The sequence below is a fragment of the Streptomyces pallidus (ex Mingjun et al. 2026) genome, from assembly GCF_051550185.1.
Lineage (GTDB): Bacteria > Actinomycetota > Actinomycetes > Streptomycetales > Streptomycetaceae > Streptomyces.
On the sequence record NZ_CP196181.1, the window covers coordinates 538,914 to 552,965 of the forward strand.

The 14,052-nt window shown below is 75.0% G+C and carries 17 protein-coding genes; 5 read left to right on the forward strand and 12 right to left on the reverse strand.

The annotated features are described in order from the left end of the window. Positions 1–2 precede the first annotated feature (2 nt). The 5 genes from ACSHWO_RS02740 to ACSHWO_RS02760 all read right to left on the reverse strand — a co-directional run bounded on the left by ACSHWO_RS02740 (position 3) and on the right by ACSHWO_RS02760 (position 3,927). On the reverse strand, positions 3–332 hold the full coding sequence (locus ACSHWO_RS02740) for a hypothetical protein (RefSeq protein WP_438309895.1): 330 nt from the start codon (positions 330–332) through the stop codon (positions 3–5). 184 nt (positions 333–516) lie between these two features. Then, positions 517–669: a hypothetical protein gene (locus ACSHWO_RS02745; RefSeq protein ID WP_361101274.1), complete on the reverse strand. Its 153-nt coding sequence runs from the start codon at positions 667–669 to the stop codon at positions 517–519. Positions 670–942: 273 nt separating this feature from the next. After that, on the reverse strand, positions 943–1,116 hold the full coding sequence (locus ACSHWO_RS02750) for a hypothetical protein (RefSeq protein ID WP_438309896.1): 174 nt from the start codon (positions 1,114–1,116) through the stop codon (positions 943–945). 676 nt (positions 1,117–1,792) lie between these two features. Next, positions 1,793–2,908, reverse strand: coding sequence for a hypothetical protein (locus tag ACSHWO_RS02755; RefSeq protein ID WP_438309897.1), 1,116 nt, complete (start codon positions 2,906–2,908; stop codon positions 1,793–1,795). 161 nt (positions 2,909–3,069) lie between these two features. Further along, positions 3,070–3,927, reverse strand: coding sequence for an alpha/beta fold hydrolase (locus ACSHWO_RS02760; RefSeq protein WP_438309898.1), 858 nt, complete (start codon positions 3,925–3,927; stop codon positions 3,070–3,072). A 496-nt stretch (positions 3,928–4,423) separates the two neighbouring features. Here ACSHWO_RS02760 and ACSHWO_RS02765 point away from each other — a divergent pair, with 496 nt between their 5' ends. Then, complete coding sequence (locus ACSHWO_RS02765; RefSeq protein WP_438309899.1) at positions 4,424–5,686, forward strand: DUF1266 domain-containing protein; 1,263 nt, start codon at positions 4,424–4,426, stop codon at positions 5,684–5,686. A gap of 169 nt (positions 5,687–5,855) precedes the next feature. Here ACSHWO_RS02765 and ACSHWO_RS02770 read toward each other — a convergent pair whose 3' ends face one another. Then, the gene (locus tag ACSHWO_RS02770; protein WP_438309900.1) at positions 5,856–6,215 is read right to left on the reverse strand and encodes a hypothetical protein; all 360 of its coding nucleotides are present in this window, start codon (positions 6,213–6,215) and stop codon (positions 5,856–5,858) included. 157 nt (positions 6,216–6,372) lie between these two features. Between ACSHWO_RS02770 and ACSHWO_RS02775 the strand changes: the two genes are divergently transcribed. After that, complete coding sequence (locus ACSHWO_RS02775; protein WP_385839491.1) at positions 6,373–6,738, forward strand: hypothetical protein; 366 nt, start codon at positions 6,373–6,375, stop codon at positions 6,736–6,738. Positions 6,739–6,771: 33 nt separating this feature from the next. Here the strand turns inward: ACSHWO_RS02775 and ACSHWO_RS02780 are convergent, their stop codons facing one another. Continuing rightward, entirely contained in the window at positions 6,772–6,957 is a 186-nt protein-coding gene (locus tag ACSHWO_RS02780) for a hypothetical protein (RefSeq protein ID WP_385839490.1), read from the reverse strand. A 176-nt stretch (positions 6,958–7,133) separates the two neighbouring features. Here ACSHWO_RS02780 and ACSHWO_RS02785 point away from each other — a divergent pair, with 176 nt between their 5' ends. Continuing rightward, the gene (locus ACSHWO_RS02785) at positions 7,134–7,775 is read left to right on the forward strand and encodes an endonuclease (protein ID WP_438309901.1); all 642 of its coding nucleotides are present in this window, start codon (positions 7,134–7,136) and stop codon (positions 7,773–7,775) included. Between the two features lie 366 nt (positions 7,776–8,141). On the opposite strand, the gene ACSHWO_RS02790 is transcribed toward ACSHWO_RS02785, so the two are convergent. Next, entirely contained in the window at positions 8,142–9,929 is a 1,788-nt protein-coding gene (locus ACSHWO_RS02790) for a thiamine pyrophosphate-requiring protein (protein WP_361101309.1), read from the reverse strand. Between the two features lie 218 nt (positions 9,930–10,147). On the opposite strand from ACSHWO_RS02790, the gene ACSHWO_RS02795 reads away from it, so the two are divergent. Both ACSHWO_RS02795 and ACSHWO_RS02800 read left to right on the forward strand, forming a co-directional pair. Beyond that, positions 10,148–10,669: a DUF5709 domain-containing protein gene (locus ACSHWO_RS02795; RefSeq protein WP_361101312.1), complete on the forward strand. Its 522-nt coding sequence runs from the start codon at positions 10,148–10,150 to the stop codon at positions 10,667–10,669. A 55-nt stretch (positions 10,670–10,724) separates the two neighbouring features. Continuing rightward, positions 10,725–11,468 carry a UdgX family uracil-DNA binding protein gene (locus ACSHWO_RS02800; protein ID WP_438309902.1) on the forward strand — a complete coding sequence of 248 codons (744 nt, stop codon included), beginning with the start codon at positions 10,725–10,727 and terminating at the stop codon, positions 11,466–11,468. 47 nt (positions 11,469–11,515) lie between these two features. Here ACSHWO_RS02800 and ACSHWO_RS02805 read toward each other — a convergent pair whose 3' ends face one another. From ACSHWO_RS02805 to ACSHWO_RS02820, 4 genes are all read right to left on the reverse strand, one after another. Next, the gene (locus ACSHWO_RS02805) at positions 11,516–12,256 is read right to left on the reverse strand and encodes a GAF domain-containing protein (protein ID WP_438318877.1); all 741 of its coding nucleotides are present in this window, start codon (positions 12,254–12,256) and stop codon (positions 11,516–11,518) included. A gap of 58 nt (positions 12,257–12,314) precedes the next feature. Further along, on the reverse strand, positions 12,315–12,713 hold the full coding sequence (locus tag ACSHWO_RS02810) for a hypothetical protein (protein WP_438309903.1): 399 nt from the start codon (positions 12,711–12,713) through the stop codon (positions 12,315–12,317). 122 nt (positions 12,714–12,835) lie between these two features. Next, positions 12,836–13,384 (reverse strand): hypothetical protein, encoded by a 549-nt coding sequence (locus tag ACSHWO_RS02815; protein WP_438309904.1) that lies wholly within the window; start codon positions 13,382–13,384, stop codon positions 12,836–12,838. A 445-nt stretch (positions 13,385–13,829) separates the two neighbouring features. Next, positions 13,830–14,009 carry a hypothetical protein gene (locus ACSHWO_RS02820; protein WP_438309905.1) on the reverse strand — a complete coding sequence of 60 codons (180 nt, stop codon included), beginning with the start codon at positions 14,007–14,009 and terminating at the stop codon, positions 13,830–13,832. Between the last annotated feature and the right edge of the window lie 43 nt (positions 14,010–14,052).

Sequence of the window (14,052 nt, forward strand, 5' to 3'; positions counted from 1 at the left end):
GATCACCGGCGGGCCCCGGTGCCGGGAGCGGGTCGGCGCCGCCCGGGGATCGGCGGCCGCTCGGCGCCCGCTTCGGCGGAGCGGTCGAAGGGCCCGGGGCGGGAGAGGCCGTCGACGAGTTCGTCGATGCGTTCCCGGGTGACGTGCGGCATGACGTGGACGTGGCTGTGGTCGTGGCGGCGGCCGCCGAGGTCGAGCGGTACGCAGGCGAGGGTGTACTTCCGCGCGATCCCGGCCCGGAGCTGCCGGAACCCGACGCTGAGCGCGTGGTCGCCGCGGCCGACCTCGATGCCGTCGTCGGCCCACGGCTCGCCGCGTCCGTGCAGCTGCACGCTGAACTCCGCATCCGGGTGCCGGCCAGGTCGATGGGGCACTGGCCGGGGTAGCCCTCGGTGCCCAGCCGGTGGTCCTCGGTCGGCAGCGCCAGCCCGTCGGCCCGGGCCGGCCGTCCGGATCACTGCCCGGCCGTCCGGCGGACGGACGAACGAACGAACGCATCGACGGCCGGCGTTGGAGTCAGTCCTCGCCCAGGATGATGTGCTCCTCGACGGTCGGGTCCGGCCGGCCCTCGGCACCGGCACTTCGGCGGACGCTCTCGGCCGTCCCCGGACGGGGAGTGGTACGCCGCGCCTCTTCGGGCTGGTCCGTGCTTGCGAAGTCGTTCCGCATCAGGGGTTCCTTTCATCCGACTCGGATCGGAGCGGAGGCGGGCGGACGCCCGCGGGCCCCACCCTCGCGGCACTCCGTGCCGGGCTCGCCGGGGGTGCGCCGCTCTCCGCGATGTCCTACGCGCTCCTCCCTGCGGCCACTGAAAAACAGGACGCGCCCACACTGTGACCGGCCGCACGGTGCGGCGCCCCCGGTGGGACGCCGTCCGGGTGACGGCGTCCCCGCCGTCGGCGACCACCCCGGGCGCCTGCGCACGCCTTCGACCAGCAGCTGTCAGGCCTTCAGGCCCAGGGCCGACCGGAGCCGGCTGATGTCCTCGGCGTCCTTCCTGCGGCGGGGCCGACCGGGAACCCAGACCGGCGTCATCCGCTTGATCTCGATCTGGGCGCGGGCGCTGATGATCCCGCACCGCAGCGCCCCGAGTCGGCCCTCGGCAGCATCGAGCATGCCCTGGGCCAGCAGTACGGGTAGCGCCAGGTAGCCGAACCGGTCGGCGGGGCCAGTAGGAACGCCGCCGTCAGGCCGACGGCGAGCCGGTCGGCGGCGGCGACCACGGTCCGCGGCGGACGCAGGAGAAGCGAGGCGGCCACCGCCGCGCCGCCGAGGAGCAGCAGGGCGACCGCCACCCACCGGCCCCACGGCCAGAGTTCACTGATCAGGCGGCCGGGCAGCGGGCTCCGCGCCGGGGGCGGCACGTCGGCGCACCCGGTCGGGATCGCGAACACCTGACGGACCAGTTAGCAGGGTGGCGGCGCTCCAGGTCCTGGCGTCCCCGAGCAGCCGCAGCAGCCCCCGGATTCCCCCGACGCCGCCCGAGGTGGCCCGAACAGCGCCGTGCCCGGCAGGGCGCCGAGGTATCCGGCGCCCGCGTACCACCCCCGCAGCCTGTGCGTGGCCAGCTCGGACACCAGCGGGAAGGACAGTGCCCAAGCGGCCGCGCACAGCCGGCCGAGGGCCCACCAGGGCGTTCGGGTGCGGGCACAGGCAGCATGGGTACGGGTACGGGTACGGGAGGAGGTCGTGGCCCCCGTTGGAGCCGCGGCCGCCCCGCCCGGTCTGACCACCCAGACGGACACTCGGGGGTCGGGTTTGCCCTGCCCCGGTCCTCCCCGCCGGTGGCCCGTCAGGCCCCCGGCAGGAACGCCTGCTTGCTCGCGCAGGTCCACACCGTGGCGCGGCCGAGCCCGTTCTCGTCGAGGACGCTGCCGCCCACCCGGTCGTCGTCCGTGACCGCGTGGGCGCTGCCGCGGCGCGGTCCGGAGCCGCCGGGCAGGGTCAGTACCGGGCCCTTCCCGGGCCAGTACGCGGGCTGCGAGCTCTTCCTCCAGCCCTCCTCGAAGGAGACGGCGGCACCGACCACCGCCCCGCTGGTGGGGCTGGTGGCGTCCAGGGACAGGTCCTCCTCGCCGGCCAGCCGTCCGGGCTCGGCGGGGAGCGCGTCGTACGACTGCTTCCAGGTCGCCGGCCGGAGGTGCTGGAGCTCGCGCCAGGCCGTCCACTCGTGGCCGACGACCCGGCCCCGGTTGTCGATGGCGCTGCCGATCGTGGAGTGCATCTGCGCCTCCTGGTTCCACGCCCGGAGGCTGTACGCCGGGTACCCGCCCGCCGGCCAGACCACCGGGTGGAAGCGCATGATGATCTCGTCGGTCTCCTGGTTCCAGAACTCGCTGTACAGGTTGCCGAGGACGTCCCCGCGCTTGTTGACCGAGCTGACGGACAGCCGACTGTTCGGGTACGCGTCGGCGGGCGCCGGGAGTTCGCGGACCACCGAGCCGTTCGCCCACTCCTTCGCGACGCCGTTCTCGCTGGTGACCACTCGCCCGGTGGAACTGATCGCCGCGGTCGCGCCGGAACGGGTCGGGCCGGTCAGCAGCCGGACCTGGGCGTCGCCCGGCCGGTAGCTGAACGCGGCCGTGGTGTCGACGTCGCGGGTCAGCGTGCCGACCATCATCCCGTTGTCGCTGACGGAACCGACCGTGCCCCCGGTCCAGCCGTCGGGCAGCGGCACGGCGTGCGCGGTGGTCCCCGTCCAGTAGACCGGCAGGGCGTTGCTCGTGCCGACCGCGAGGTCGCCGCGCCCCAGACCGTGCACGGTCCCGCTGCGGGTCGGCCCCGCGGTGGACAGGGCGTCCAGGGTCCGCAGTTCCGGTGTGCAGCCCGCGGCGCCGGCCGGCCCGGCGGCCGTGACGAGCCCTGCGAGCGCGAGGGCGGCAGCGGCGGTGGCAGTTGTCTTCCTCATACGGAGAATCCCCCTGATCATCACATGTACGAGGCACATGGTGCCGTGCGGATCGGCGGAATGGTACAGACCGCTTGTGGTCAGCTCCTGACCAGGGCGTGCGGTCGGCCGAGTGGAGCGCTGGGCCGTCTCGGCGGCCTGCGAGACCACCGGTCGGTCAGTCAGGGGCGGGTGGAGCGGTCCACGAGCCATTCCAGGGCGGCCGGGCCGGCGCCGAGGACGGAGATGTGCCCGTCGGCGGGGCTCAACCGCAGCTCCGCGGACGGGCACCGGCCCGCCAGCCACCGGCCGTGCGAGCTGGGCACGATCCGGTCCCGGGCGCCGTGGAGGAAGAGGACCGGGGCGAGGACCCGCGCCGGATCCGCTCCCCAGGGGGCTACGAAGGCCAGGTCGTCGTCGATCAGCCCGCCCGGACCGGCCTCCACGGCCGGGCCGACGACGTCGCCGAACCACGACCAGTCGCCGACGAGCGCGGCATGGTCCTCGGGGGTGAACATCTCCGGGTCGTAGGCGGCGTTCGCCTCGTAGCGCTCCTTCGCCGCGCGGCCCGCGGCGGCCGCGCGCAGGGACGCGGCGCCGGACTCCGTCATGCCCGCGTACCAGTCGAGCCCCTCGGCGCCGAACGGGGCCAGTCCGGCGCCGCAGACCACCGCGAGGACGCGGTCGGCCAGCAGGGCCCCGCAGGCCAGGGCGTGCGGGCCGCCTCCGGAATGGCCCATGACCGCGAAGCGGTCGATGCCGAGCGCCTCGGTGACGGCGGCCACGTCGGCCGCGGCCGAGGCGACGTCCCGGCCAGGACGCGGGGTGGACCCGCCGTAGCCGGGCCGGTCGTACGACACCCAGCGGATGCCGAGCCGTTCGGCGGCGGGGAAGAGGGGCACGGGCGGCACACCGATGTTCGGGGTGCCGTGGTGCCAGACGACGGCGAGGCGTTCACCGCCCGGGGCACGGGCGGGGGCTCCGGTGTCGTAGACGTGGAGCGTCCGGCCGTCGCCCAGCGCCAGGTCGGTCTCCGTCACTCCGCCACCCTGCATCCGAACGTCCTTGGCCCCTCGGGTTCCGGGCCCCGAACCTACCGGCGGGCGTCCCCGGGTGCCAATGCGCGGCCCGGGGGCGCCCGCGGCGCCGACGGCCGGAGGCGGCACCGGGCGTGGTGCTCGATGCCGACGGCGCCCGCCGGGACCACACCTGGGGTACGCCTACGGCGGCGACACGGCCGGAGCACGCACGTTCATCCCGTGGCGGGCCGAGGGGACGCCCGGGGGCGAGGTCCAGCTCGACTTCGCCCTGGACGAGGGGATTCCCCACCCTCCGGTGTGGACGCTGGTGCCCCGCGGGGTACCCGCCCCGCACCTCGGCTCCTGCGAAGGTCCTCGGTGGCTCCGCCGCCGTTTCCGCCGCCGTCGGACCGGACGGCGCCCCCGGCCTGGATTCCGCACGGGACTGGCTCCAGCGGCTCACCGCAGCCCTGGCGGCGCAGTCCGGATCGGGGCGCCGGCCGCGTAGGGTTCGGCCATGGGTCTGACAGTGGGTCACGAAGGGGGAGCGCCGACCGGAGCGCAGGCGTGGCGGGCGCCCAGCGTCCTGGAACGCGGACTGTACGAGGCGAAGGTACGGGGCGACTGGCCCGCGTACTACGATCTCGTCGCCCGGGCCGACCTGTTCATGATGCAGTCCAAGGCGGCGGTCGACGCGAACCGCGGGACCAGCCGTTTCCACCCGTACTGGAACCCGCAGACCGGCACCTACTGCCTGGCCGTCTACACCGCCGGGATGCTGCCGCCGCCCGCGCCCGACCCGGTCTTCAACGGCTACTCCCTCGGCTGGTTCGCCGGCGTGTGGGAGCCGGGTGACCCGCCGTTCCTCGTGGTGAACCCGGGCAGCCCCTGCGAGGGCGTGCTTCCGGCCGGCCCCGAGGCCCGGGAGCTGTGGCGGCGGCACTACGCCGGAGTGGAGCAGTCCGGCCTCGCCCGGGACACCGTCCACACCCTCGAAGTCGGTGGCCCGCGGCAGGGCCACGTGGCGTTCGGCCTGGCCGTCGGCGCGCACCTGTCGGTCCGCAACGGCCGGTTCTGGAACGCGATGGCCTACCACGGCGACGGCTACACCGCCGAGAGGAGGATCCTCGACGAGTGGTGGGGCGTCACCACCCGGCAGGACTGGCTCGACATGCAGGAGACGCTGCTCAGCGCCCGCATGGTCAGCAGCACCTGGAGGTTCGTCCTCCAGCTGCGGCGCGGGATGGCACTCGACTTCGCCGGCCCCGTGGACGCCGGGCACTGGCGCACGGCCGCCGTCCAGGTCATCCGCCGCCGGGCCGAGGAGGCCGCCGAGCCGGTGCTGACTCCCGACGGCGTCACCCGGGGCGAGGCGCCGACCGCGGCCGAGGTCGAGTCCGAGGTCGACGGCGTACGGCGGCTGATCGGGCGGATCACCCGCTACGAGGCCCGGTTCCGCGCCGACGGGCTGCTCCCGGAACGCGGGTACGTGCGCGCCGTCGAGGCGTGGGACCACGGCCGGGCCTCCGGCATGGCCCGCTGGGGGCTGGCCGCCCGGCTGTGCTCCCTGCAGGAGGCGGAGGCGGCGGTCGTCCGCGCCGGTCGCCTCGCGCACGCCCACCACCGTTCCTGGGAGGGCTTCTCGGCGGCGTACCTGCTCGGCCGGTGTCTGCACTTCGACGGCGAGGAGTTCGGGGAGTCGTACGAGACCGCGCTGCGCGTCCACCGGGTCCTGACCACCGACCCCGCCAGCCCCTGGCGCACCCTCCCCTGGGCCTGAGACCACCGCATGACGACCCGGTCGCGGCCCCGGCGGCCGGGGCACGGGAGACGGGCTGAAGGGACGCCCTCCAGCCCGTCGGCCGCGCGGCACGAGGAGAGGGGGTGCCCACCGCGCGGCCCTTCGGGAAAGCCGTTCGCATGGTGTCCCCTGCCCCGGAACGGGCGCATCACACCATGGCGCGGCCGTGGAGGCGCAGGTGGATGTCCTTCTCCTGGTCGCCGGCGGCGGTCCCCACCGTGTCGATCACGTACGCCGAGTCCAGTACGGCCACCAGTTGGTCCACCGCCCGGTAGCCGCCCTGGGCCTCGACGCTGACCTGGTGTGCGAGGGGGGCGGCGGGCTCAGTAGGGCTCCGTTCGCCGGGGGTGGCCACGTCATAGGCGGACGTCCAGACCGTCGCCCCGGTGCCCGAGCGCGGCCTGGTCGTCCTCTCCGTCGTGAAGGCCGCGTCCAGCGTCGCGAAGACGGCGCGGGCGTCCTCCTCGGCGCAGTCGCTGACCACCACGGTCACCTCCGTACTGCTCATGGCGTACTCCTCCCTTGCAGCCGGAACGCTTCGGGTCCTCCTCCAGCATCCACCCGTACCCGCCCCGTGTCCCCCGTGTCCGCACGGGTACCCTCGGTGACCGCCGCCCGGCGGCCTCCGGCGGCGGTCCGCGGGGCGCGGAGCTACGCTGCCCGAGATGGAACGTGCAGAGATACTCAAGCGAGTGATCGGCATCCTCACCGAGGCGCAGGACATCCGCCTGGCCGCCGAGGCGGGCGAGGACGTCGACGCCCAGGGAGCGGGGCCCGGCGTGGCCACCCTGCTCCTGAACGAGATGCTGCCGTCGATCAGGGTGCCGGCCGACGCGTCCGCGCAGCAGGTGGCGGCACACGTCTCCCGAGCCCTCGGCCCCGCCCTGCACACGATGGTCTCCGGCTTCAGCCTGGCGTTCACCAGCCTGGCGATCGCACACGACCACGGGCGGACGGAGGTCTCCTCGATCGAGGTCCTCCAGGAACTCGCCCTGGAGGTCGAGGCGGGGATGTACGACGACGGGCCGTAGGGCCGTCGACCGTCCGGCGGGCGCCGCGGGCGGTCACCGGGCGTCGCCGGCGCGCTCCTCTGCGATCCTCCGCTCCTGCTGCCTCCGCAGCTCCTCGGGGCTCTTGCCGGCCACCGGCTTGCTGGCCTCGGGGTGGACCGGATCCGGTCCGGGATGCTTCTGTGCCCGCTCCTCGCGGCCCTGCGGCAGGTCCTGCCGCTTGTCCTCGCTGCCCTTCACGGCTGTGCCTCCCGGAGCTCTGCGTCCGGTGTCCCGGACTACCTACCCTGGCTCCTGCCCGCGAACGTCCCGGGCTATCCTCCTCCCCGACGGGGAGTGCCCCGCGGGGACGGGGGCAGGTGCCGGCCGGAAGGGGCGGGGGCTCCCGCCGCGGAACCGCTCGGCAAGGACACCCGATGGACTCCTCGAAGGCGATGGCCCGCCGGATCCTGCGCGACTTCGGCGAGACGTACGTCCACGAAGCCGGCATCCGGCTCCGCGACACGCCGGCGCCCCTGTACCAGCTGCTCGTGCTGTGCGTGCTGCTGTCGGCGCCCATCCGTGCGAACACGGCGGTCGCGGCGGCCCGCGAGCTGTTCGCCGCCGGGCTGCGCACACCGCGGCGGATGGCGGACGCGCGGTGGCAGGACCGCGTCGACGCGCTCGGACGGGCGCACTACCGCAGGTACGACGAGAGCACGGCCACCGCCCTGGGCGAGGGAGCGCAGCTGCTGCTCGACCGCTGGAACGGCGATCTTCGGGCCCTGCGGGACGAGGCCGGCGGTGACCCGGCGCGCGTACGGGAGCTCCTCCAGGAGGTGCCGAGGATCGGCCCGGCGGGAGCCGACGTCTTCTGCCGCGAGGCGCAGGCCGTCTGGCCGGAGCTGCGGCCCTTCGCCGACGCACGGGTGCGTGATGCGGCATCCGGCGTCGGCCTGCCCCGTACGCCGGGGAAGCTCGCCGCGCTCGTCCCGCGGCGCGAGTTCGCCCGACTGGCCGACGGCCTGGTCCGCGTGAGCCTGACCCGTGGCGCGGCCGACCGGCTGCGTGCCGGGTGACGGCGATGAGCGCCCGCGGGCCCGTACGGCCCGCGATGCCCGGCGGAACGGACGGCTCCCCGTCGCAGTAGCGTCGGCCGTCACCGGCGTGTCCCCGGCGTCCGCACCGCGCCGCTCAGCCGCCCGGCCAGCTCGTCGAGGCACCGGGCGGCGCACTGCTGCGTGCTGCGGCTGCGGGCGCGGGCGTCGAAGCGGCCGTGCGCCCCGAATTCCCGTTCGCCGTCGGCCGGTGCGTGGAGGTTGTCGGGGGCTCCCGGGCGCTGCGGCTCCGTGGTCTGCTGTGCGGCGCGTCCGGTGCGTCGGGTTCCAGCCCGGCGAGGTCGATCCGGCCGGGGTCGGTGCCGGCGTTCCACCGGCCGGTCACGGTCAGCTCCCCCCGCCGCCGGGCATGAACTCCTGGAGCTTCGCCCTCACGCCCTGGCGGACCACGGCGGCGCGGTCGCTGTCCCCGCGCAGCACCGAGGCGGCGGCGGACTTGATCTGGTCCCAGGTGGCGTGCGGCGGGATCGGCGGTACGGCGGGGTCCGTCCGGAAGTCGATGACGTACGGCCGCTCCGCCGCCAGCGCCCGCCGCCAGGCGGGCGTGACGGCCTCGGCCGTCTCCACCCGCTCGCCGTCGAGGCCGAACAGTGCGGCGATCTCTGCGTAGGGGGCGTCGGGGAGGCTCTGCGAGGGTTCGAACTGCGGGGCGCCCTGCAGGGCGCGCATCTCCCAGGTGACCTGGTTGAGGTCCTGGTTGTTCAGCACCGCGACGACCAGCCGGGGGTCCGACCATTCGTGGAAGTACTTGGCCGCGGTGAGGAGTTCGGCCAGCCCGTTCATCTGCATGGCGCCGTCCCCGACGAGTGCGATCGCCGGACGGTCGGGGTGGGCGAACTTCGCGCCGATCGCGTACGGCACACCCGGTCCCATCGTGGCGAGGGTGCCGGAGAGGGAGCCGCGCATGCCGTCGCGCATCCGCAGGTGCCGCGCGTACCAGTTCGCGGCGGACCCGGAGTCCGCGGTGACGATCGCGCCGTCCGGCAGCAGCCCGTCCAGCGCGTGCACCACGTACTCGGGGTTGATCGGTTCGCCCGGTACGCCGGCCCGCCGTTCCATGACCTCCCACCAGCGCGCCGTGCCCTTCTCGATCGTCTCGCGCCAGGCGCCGTCCGTACGGCGGTCCAGCAGCGGTACGAGGCGCCGCAGCGTCTCGGCGGCGTCACCGACGAGGTTGAGCTCGAACGGGTAGCGCAGGCCGACCATGGCCGGTTCGATGTCGATCTGGACGGCACGGGCCTGGTCGAACTCCGGCAGGAACTGCGTGTAGGGGAAGCTGGATCCCACCACGAGCAGGGTGTCGCAGTCCCGCATCATCTCGTACGACGGCCTGGTGCCGAGCAGCCCGATCGCCCCGGTGACGTACGGCAGGGTGTCGGGCAGCGCGTCCTTGCCGAGCAGCGCCTTGGCGACGCCGGCCCCGAGGAGGTCGGCGACCTGCTCGACCTCGGCGCGGGCGTGCCGGGCACCCTGCCCGATGAGGATCGCCGGCCGCTCGCCCGCGTTGAGGATGTCCGCGGCCCGCGCGATGTCCTCGGCGGCGGCCACGGGGGCGTAGTGGCCGACGCCCAGGCTGGAGGGGACCTGCTTGAAGACGTGGGCGGGCGGCTCGTAGTCGAGTTCCTGCACGTCGGCGGGGAGGATCACGGCGGTGGGTGCCCGGCGGGCGGCAGCGATCCGCAACGCCCGGTCCAGGACGTTGGGCAGTTGTGCGGGGACGGTGACCATCTCGCAGTAGTCGGAGGCGACGTCCTTGTAGAGGGACAGCAGGTCGACCTCCTGCTGGTAGGAGCCGCCCATGGCGCTGCGGTCGGTCTGCCCGACGACGGCTACGACGGGCACGTGGTCGAGCTTCGCGTCGTACAGCCCGTTCAGGAGGTGGATCGCTCCGGGGCCGGAGGTGGCGGCGCAGACGCCGATCCGGCCGGAGAACTTGGCGTAGCCGACGGCCTGGAAGGCAGACATCTCCTCGTGCCGCGCCTGGATGAAGCGCGGCCGGTCCTCGGCCCGTCCCCAGGCCGCGAGGAGACCGTTGATTCCGTCGCCCGGGTAGGCGAAGACGTACCTGATCCCCCACTCCCGCAGTCGCTGCAACACGTAGTCGGCAACCTTCATCGTCCTGCTCCCTCCTGGTCGGAACCGCACGGTTCCGCCCCGTCGCGCCCGCAGCCCCCGTCGCCTTCGACGTCTGCCCGGGCGGGGTCGGCGCATGCGGGGTCGCCGGACCCGCCAGGGCCGGATCCCGGAACGGTGGTAAAACGGGACGTGGAGCGCGAGTAGCCGCAGGGCGGGGCACGGAGCACGCACGGACGCCCAGTGAAAGGCGCACACCCATGAGCGACACCGATTCCACCGGCGACAACGTGTACCAGCTGCCGAACCCGGACCAGCCCGGTGAGGCGCAGCCGGACCTGGAGAACACCCTCGCCGAGCCCGGACTCGACGAACGGCTCGACACCGGCGAGTCCCCGCCCGAGCGTCCGTACGCGGCCGCGGGCCACGGCACGACCCTGCGCGAGCAGCACGACGGGGAGAGCCTGGACGAGCGCCTGGCCCGGGAGGTCCCCGACCCCGACCCGACGCAGCCCGGTGAGGACAACGGAATCGGCGACCTGCCGGGTGGCAACGGCGAACCGATCGACCCTCAGGCCGGTGGCGTGCGGGCCGGCCGGCTGACCGCCGTGTACGACCCCGAAGCGGGCCGGCAGCTGGCCGTAAGGGCCAGCGACGTGGGTATCGACGGCGGTGCCGCAGCAGCGGAGGAGGCCGCGGTCCACGTGATCGAGGAGCCCGAGCAGGCGGAGGAGCAGGAACAGGACGAGGACACCGGCTTCCCGGGCACCGACGCCGGGTGACACCCCCGGTGCCGCCCGGGCGCGCCCTCCGGTGGACCCGACGGAGGTGAGTGGCGTGCGGCAGCGAGCTCAGCACGCGGAAGGCGGCGGACGGAGTGCCGCCGCGGCAGGGGGGCCGGACCACGACGCCGGACCGTTCGTTCCGGACACGCGCGACCTCGGCGAGCTGCGCAGGGCCGCGTCCTCCTGCCGCGGCTGCCCCCTGCACGAGGACGCGACGCAGACGGTCTTCGGGGCGGGCCCGCGCAGGGCCCCGGTCGTCCTGGTGGGCGAGCAGCCCGGGGACCGGGAGGACAGGGCCGGCGAGCCGTTCGTCGGCCCGGCGGGCGTCCTGTTGCGCCGGGCCCTGGGCGAGGTCGGCCTCGACGAGTCCTCGGTCTACTTCACGAACGCGGTGAAGCACTTCAAGTTCACCGTTCCCGAGGGCGGGAAACGACGGATCCACAAGGCCCCGAGCCTGCGGGAGATGACCGCCTGCCGGCCGTGGCTGGTGGCGGAGCTGGCCTCGGTCCGGCCACGCCTGGTGGTGGCCCTGGGCGCGACCGCCGGGCGGGCGCTCCTCGGCGGGCCCTTCCGGCTCGGTGACCACCGGGGCACGCTGGAGTCACTCCCGGGAGCCGACGGGCGGGACGGACGTCCGGGTCTGCCCGAGGCCCAGGTGCTGGTCACCGTGCATCCGTCCGCCGTGCTCCGCGCGCCGGACCGGGACGCCGCGTACCGCGGCCTGGTGGCCGACCTGCAGGTCGCCGTCCGTGCCCTCGCGGGGACTCAGCGGGCCCGGCCGCGGGGGCAGGGCTGACGGCAGACGGGCGCAGGGCCCCCGGCCGCGGGTTCACGGCTGCGGGTTCACGGCTGCGGGTTCACGGCTGCGGGTTCACGGCTGCGGTAGGGCGGTGATCCGGTCGAGGTCGAGGGTGCGCGCCACGAGCCCGTGCACGGTGTCCGCGATGGACACCTGGTGGCGCACCGCGTAGTCGCGCAGCAACTGCGAGGCCTCTTGCAGGCTCCCGGGCGTGCTCGGCGACCATGCCCTTGGCGATCGAGGGCGTTCTTGTACGCGATCGCGGCCTGCGTCTTCGTGAGCACCTCGGCCGCGGGGACGGGGTCGGCACTCCAGTGCGGCAGGGACAGCGCGGCGGAGTCAGCGAGTGCCTGGGCGAGTTCGATCTCCTCGGGCCGCAGCGTGCCCGTGGCGCGGCGGAACAGCGTCAGCGCGCCGATGACGTGGTCGTGGAGGCGGAGCGGGACGGTCTGGGAGGACTGGTAGCCGACCTCCAGGGCGGCGGCGGACAGCTCGGGCCAGCGCCGGCGCTCCGCCGCCAGGTCGGGGACCGGGAGCGGCTGACCGCTGTGGTAGCAGTCCACGCACGGCCCGCTGCCCGTCCGCAGCTGGAGCAGTTCGAGGAGTACCGCTTCCTCGCCCGAGGCTGCCATGATGCGCAGTCCCCCGCGGGCGTCGCCCATCATCACACCGCCCGCGTCGGCGTCGAGCAGGTCCACGCAGTGGCCGATCAGTCCGTCGAAGAGGCCCAGGTGGTCGAAGTCGGGCGCGAGCGTGTCCGTCAGGCTGACGAATGCCCTGGCCAGCTGCTGTTCGCGGTCATGTCGGGTCGCCTGCTTCCCGTCCCTGCGGGCTTGGAACTAGTCACTCTCGTCGAAGTGGATCCTGCGGTGCATGACGGCATGCGACCTCGGCGGCCGTCCGTCCCTCGCGGAAGGCCCGGGCGCGCAACGGGAGCGCCTCGTCGGCTCGGCATCCGAGCAGGGCCTGCGGCACGAACAGCGGCCACCGCCTGGCGTCGGTGGCCAGGTCGGGCGCGAGGACGGGGGCGAAGACCTCCGCCGCGCTGACGCCGGGGCCCTCCCCGAGGGGGAACTGGATCTCCGCCAGGCGCAGGGCCGTGGGGTCGCCGCACAACCGTTCGGGCGCCTGTTCCGCGGGGACGCCGTCGAGCGCCGCCGTGATCTCCCGCGCGACCGCCAGCCACACCCCGTTCAGGGAACGGCGCGCCGGACCGTCACCGACCGGTGCGTCGTCGACCACACCCCCCACCTCCCCGCTGTGGTCCGCCTCCGCTCCGGGCCACCCTCACCGGGGGTGATGCCGGAGGGTGTACGGACGTATCGTCCGTTGTCACCCGCCCGGGCATGCGCGGGCCGCCGGGGTCAGCCGTCGAGGGGGACCGCAGGGTCTGCGAGGGCGAGGCGCCGTACGCGTTCCGGCAGGCCGCCGCGAAGCGGCCGGCGTGGCTGATGCCCCCAGCGCGCGGCGACCTCGGTGACCATGGCGCCGCCGTCGGCCGGGGCGGCCGCCGTCAACTCGGCGTGCACCTGGGCGAGGCGCACCCGGCGCAGGCAGGCGAGCGGCGTGGTCGCGGCGTGCCGCGCGAAGGCGTACTGCAGGGTCCTGGGGGCACCGGCACCGACCCGGCGGTGTCCACCAGGCCGATGTCCCGGTCCGGCCCTCCGGCGGGTCGAGGGGGTGCGCGACGCCGTCGTGGGGGAACACCTCCAGTGCGGTCGCGGCCAGCAGCCGTCCGCCCTCCCGAGGACGAGCGGAGGTACGGGCGCCTCCCGGCCGAGCGGGGAGCGGCGTACGAACTCGGCGGTGCGCCGCCACAGGGCGGCCCGGGCCTCGTCGGCCGGGGCGGGCCCGGTGAACCGCACGGTCCGCCGTGAGTCGGGTACGACCTGCCGGGCCGCGGCCCGCACCACGGCCCAGGGCTCCGGCGGACCGCTGGTGAAGTGCAGCGTGCCCGGGAGTTCCAGTTCGCCCGCACCGACCGCGGCCGTGTCGACGCAGGAGAGCCGGTACTGCTCCGCGGCCGGGGCCGGAACGCGGATCCCGATGCGCGTCCCGTCCGTCTCCTCCAGGACGCGCGCACGCGGTCGACGTCCCCGTCACGCAGTCCCGCCGCCTGGGCGCGCAGCCGTCCCGGGGCCTGGCACTGCCGGGCCCGTCCATGGGTACGCCCCGCTCGCGTCGGTGCCCCGCCGGTGCGGCACCGGCGGGTGCACCCGCCTGCCCGCTCCCTGGTCCCGGAAGCGGTCCGGCCGCAGTGTTTCGCACCACGTTTCGCACAACGCCCCGGCCCGGCACGGCCCGGGAGCGTTGCCCGCCGACACCGCCTCCTTCGGCGGGTCAGGGACCGGGGCCGTGTCAGTCCTCCCGGGGGGCGGTGCTCCACCGCCGGTCCTGGGGCGGGCGGTGGCCGCGCGGGCGGTCCTTCCGCCGCGGTTCGTCGGCCGGCCCGGGGTCCGCCGGCGCCGGTACCTCGTGGATCTGCTCCTCGCGGCCCGTTCCGGGCTGCTGCTGCTTGTCCCGCATGCTGCCTGCCATGACCGCACCTCCTTCGCGCTGCCGCGCCTGCCCCGGCCCGGCG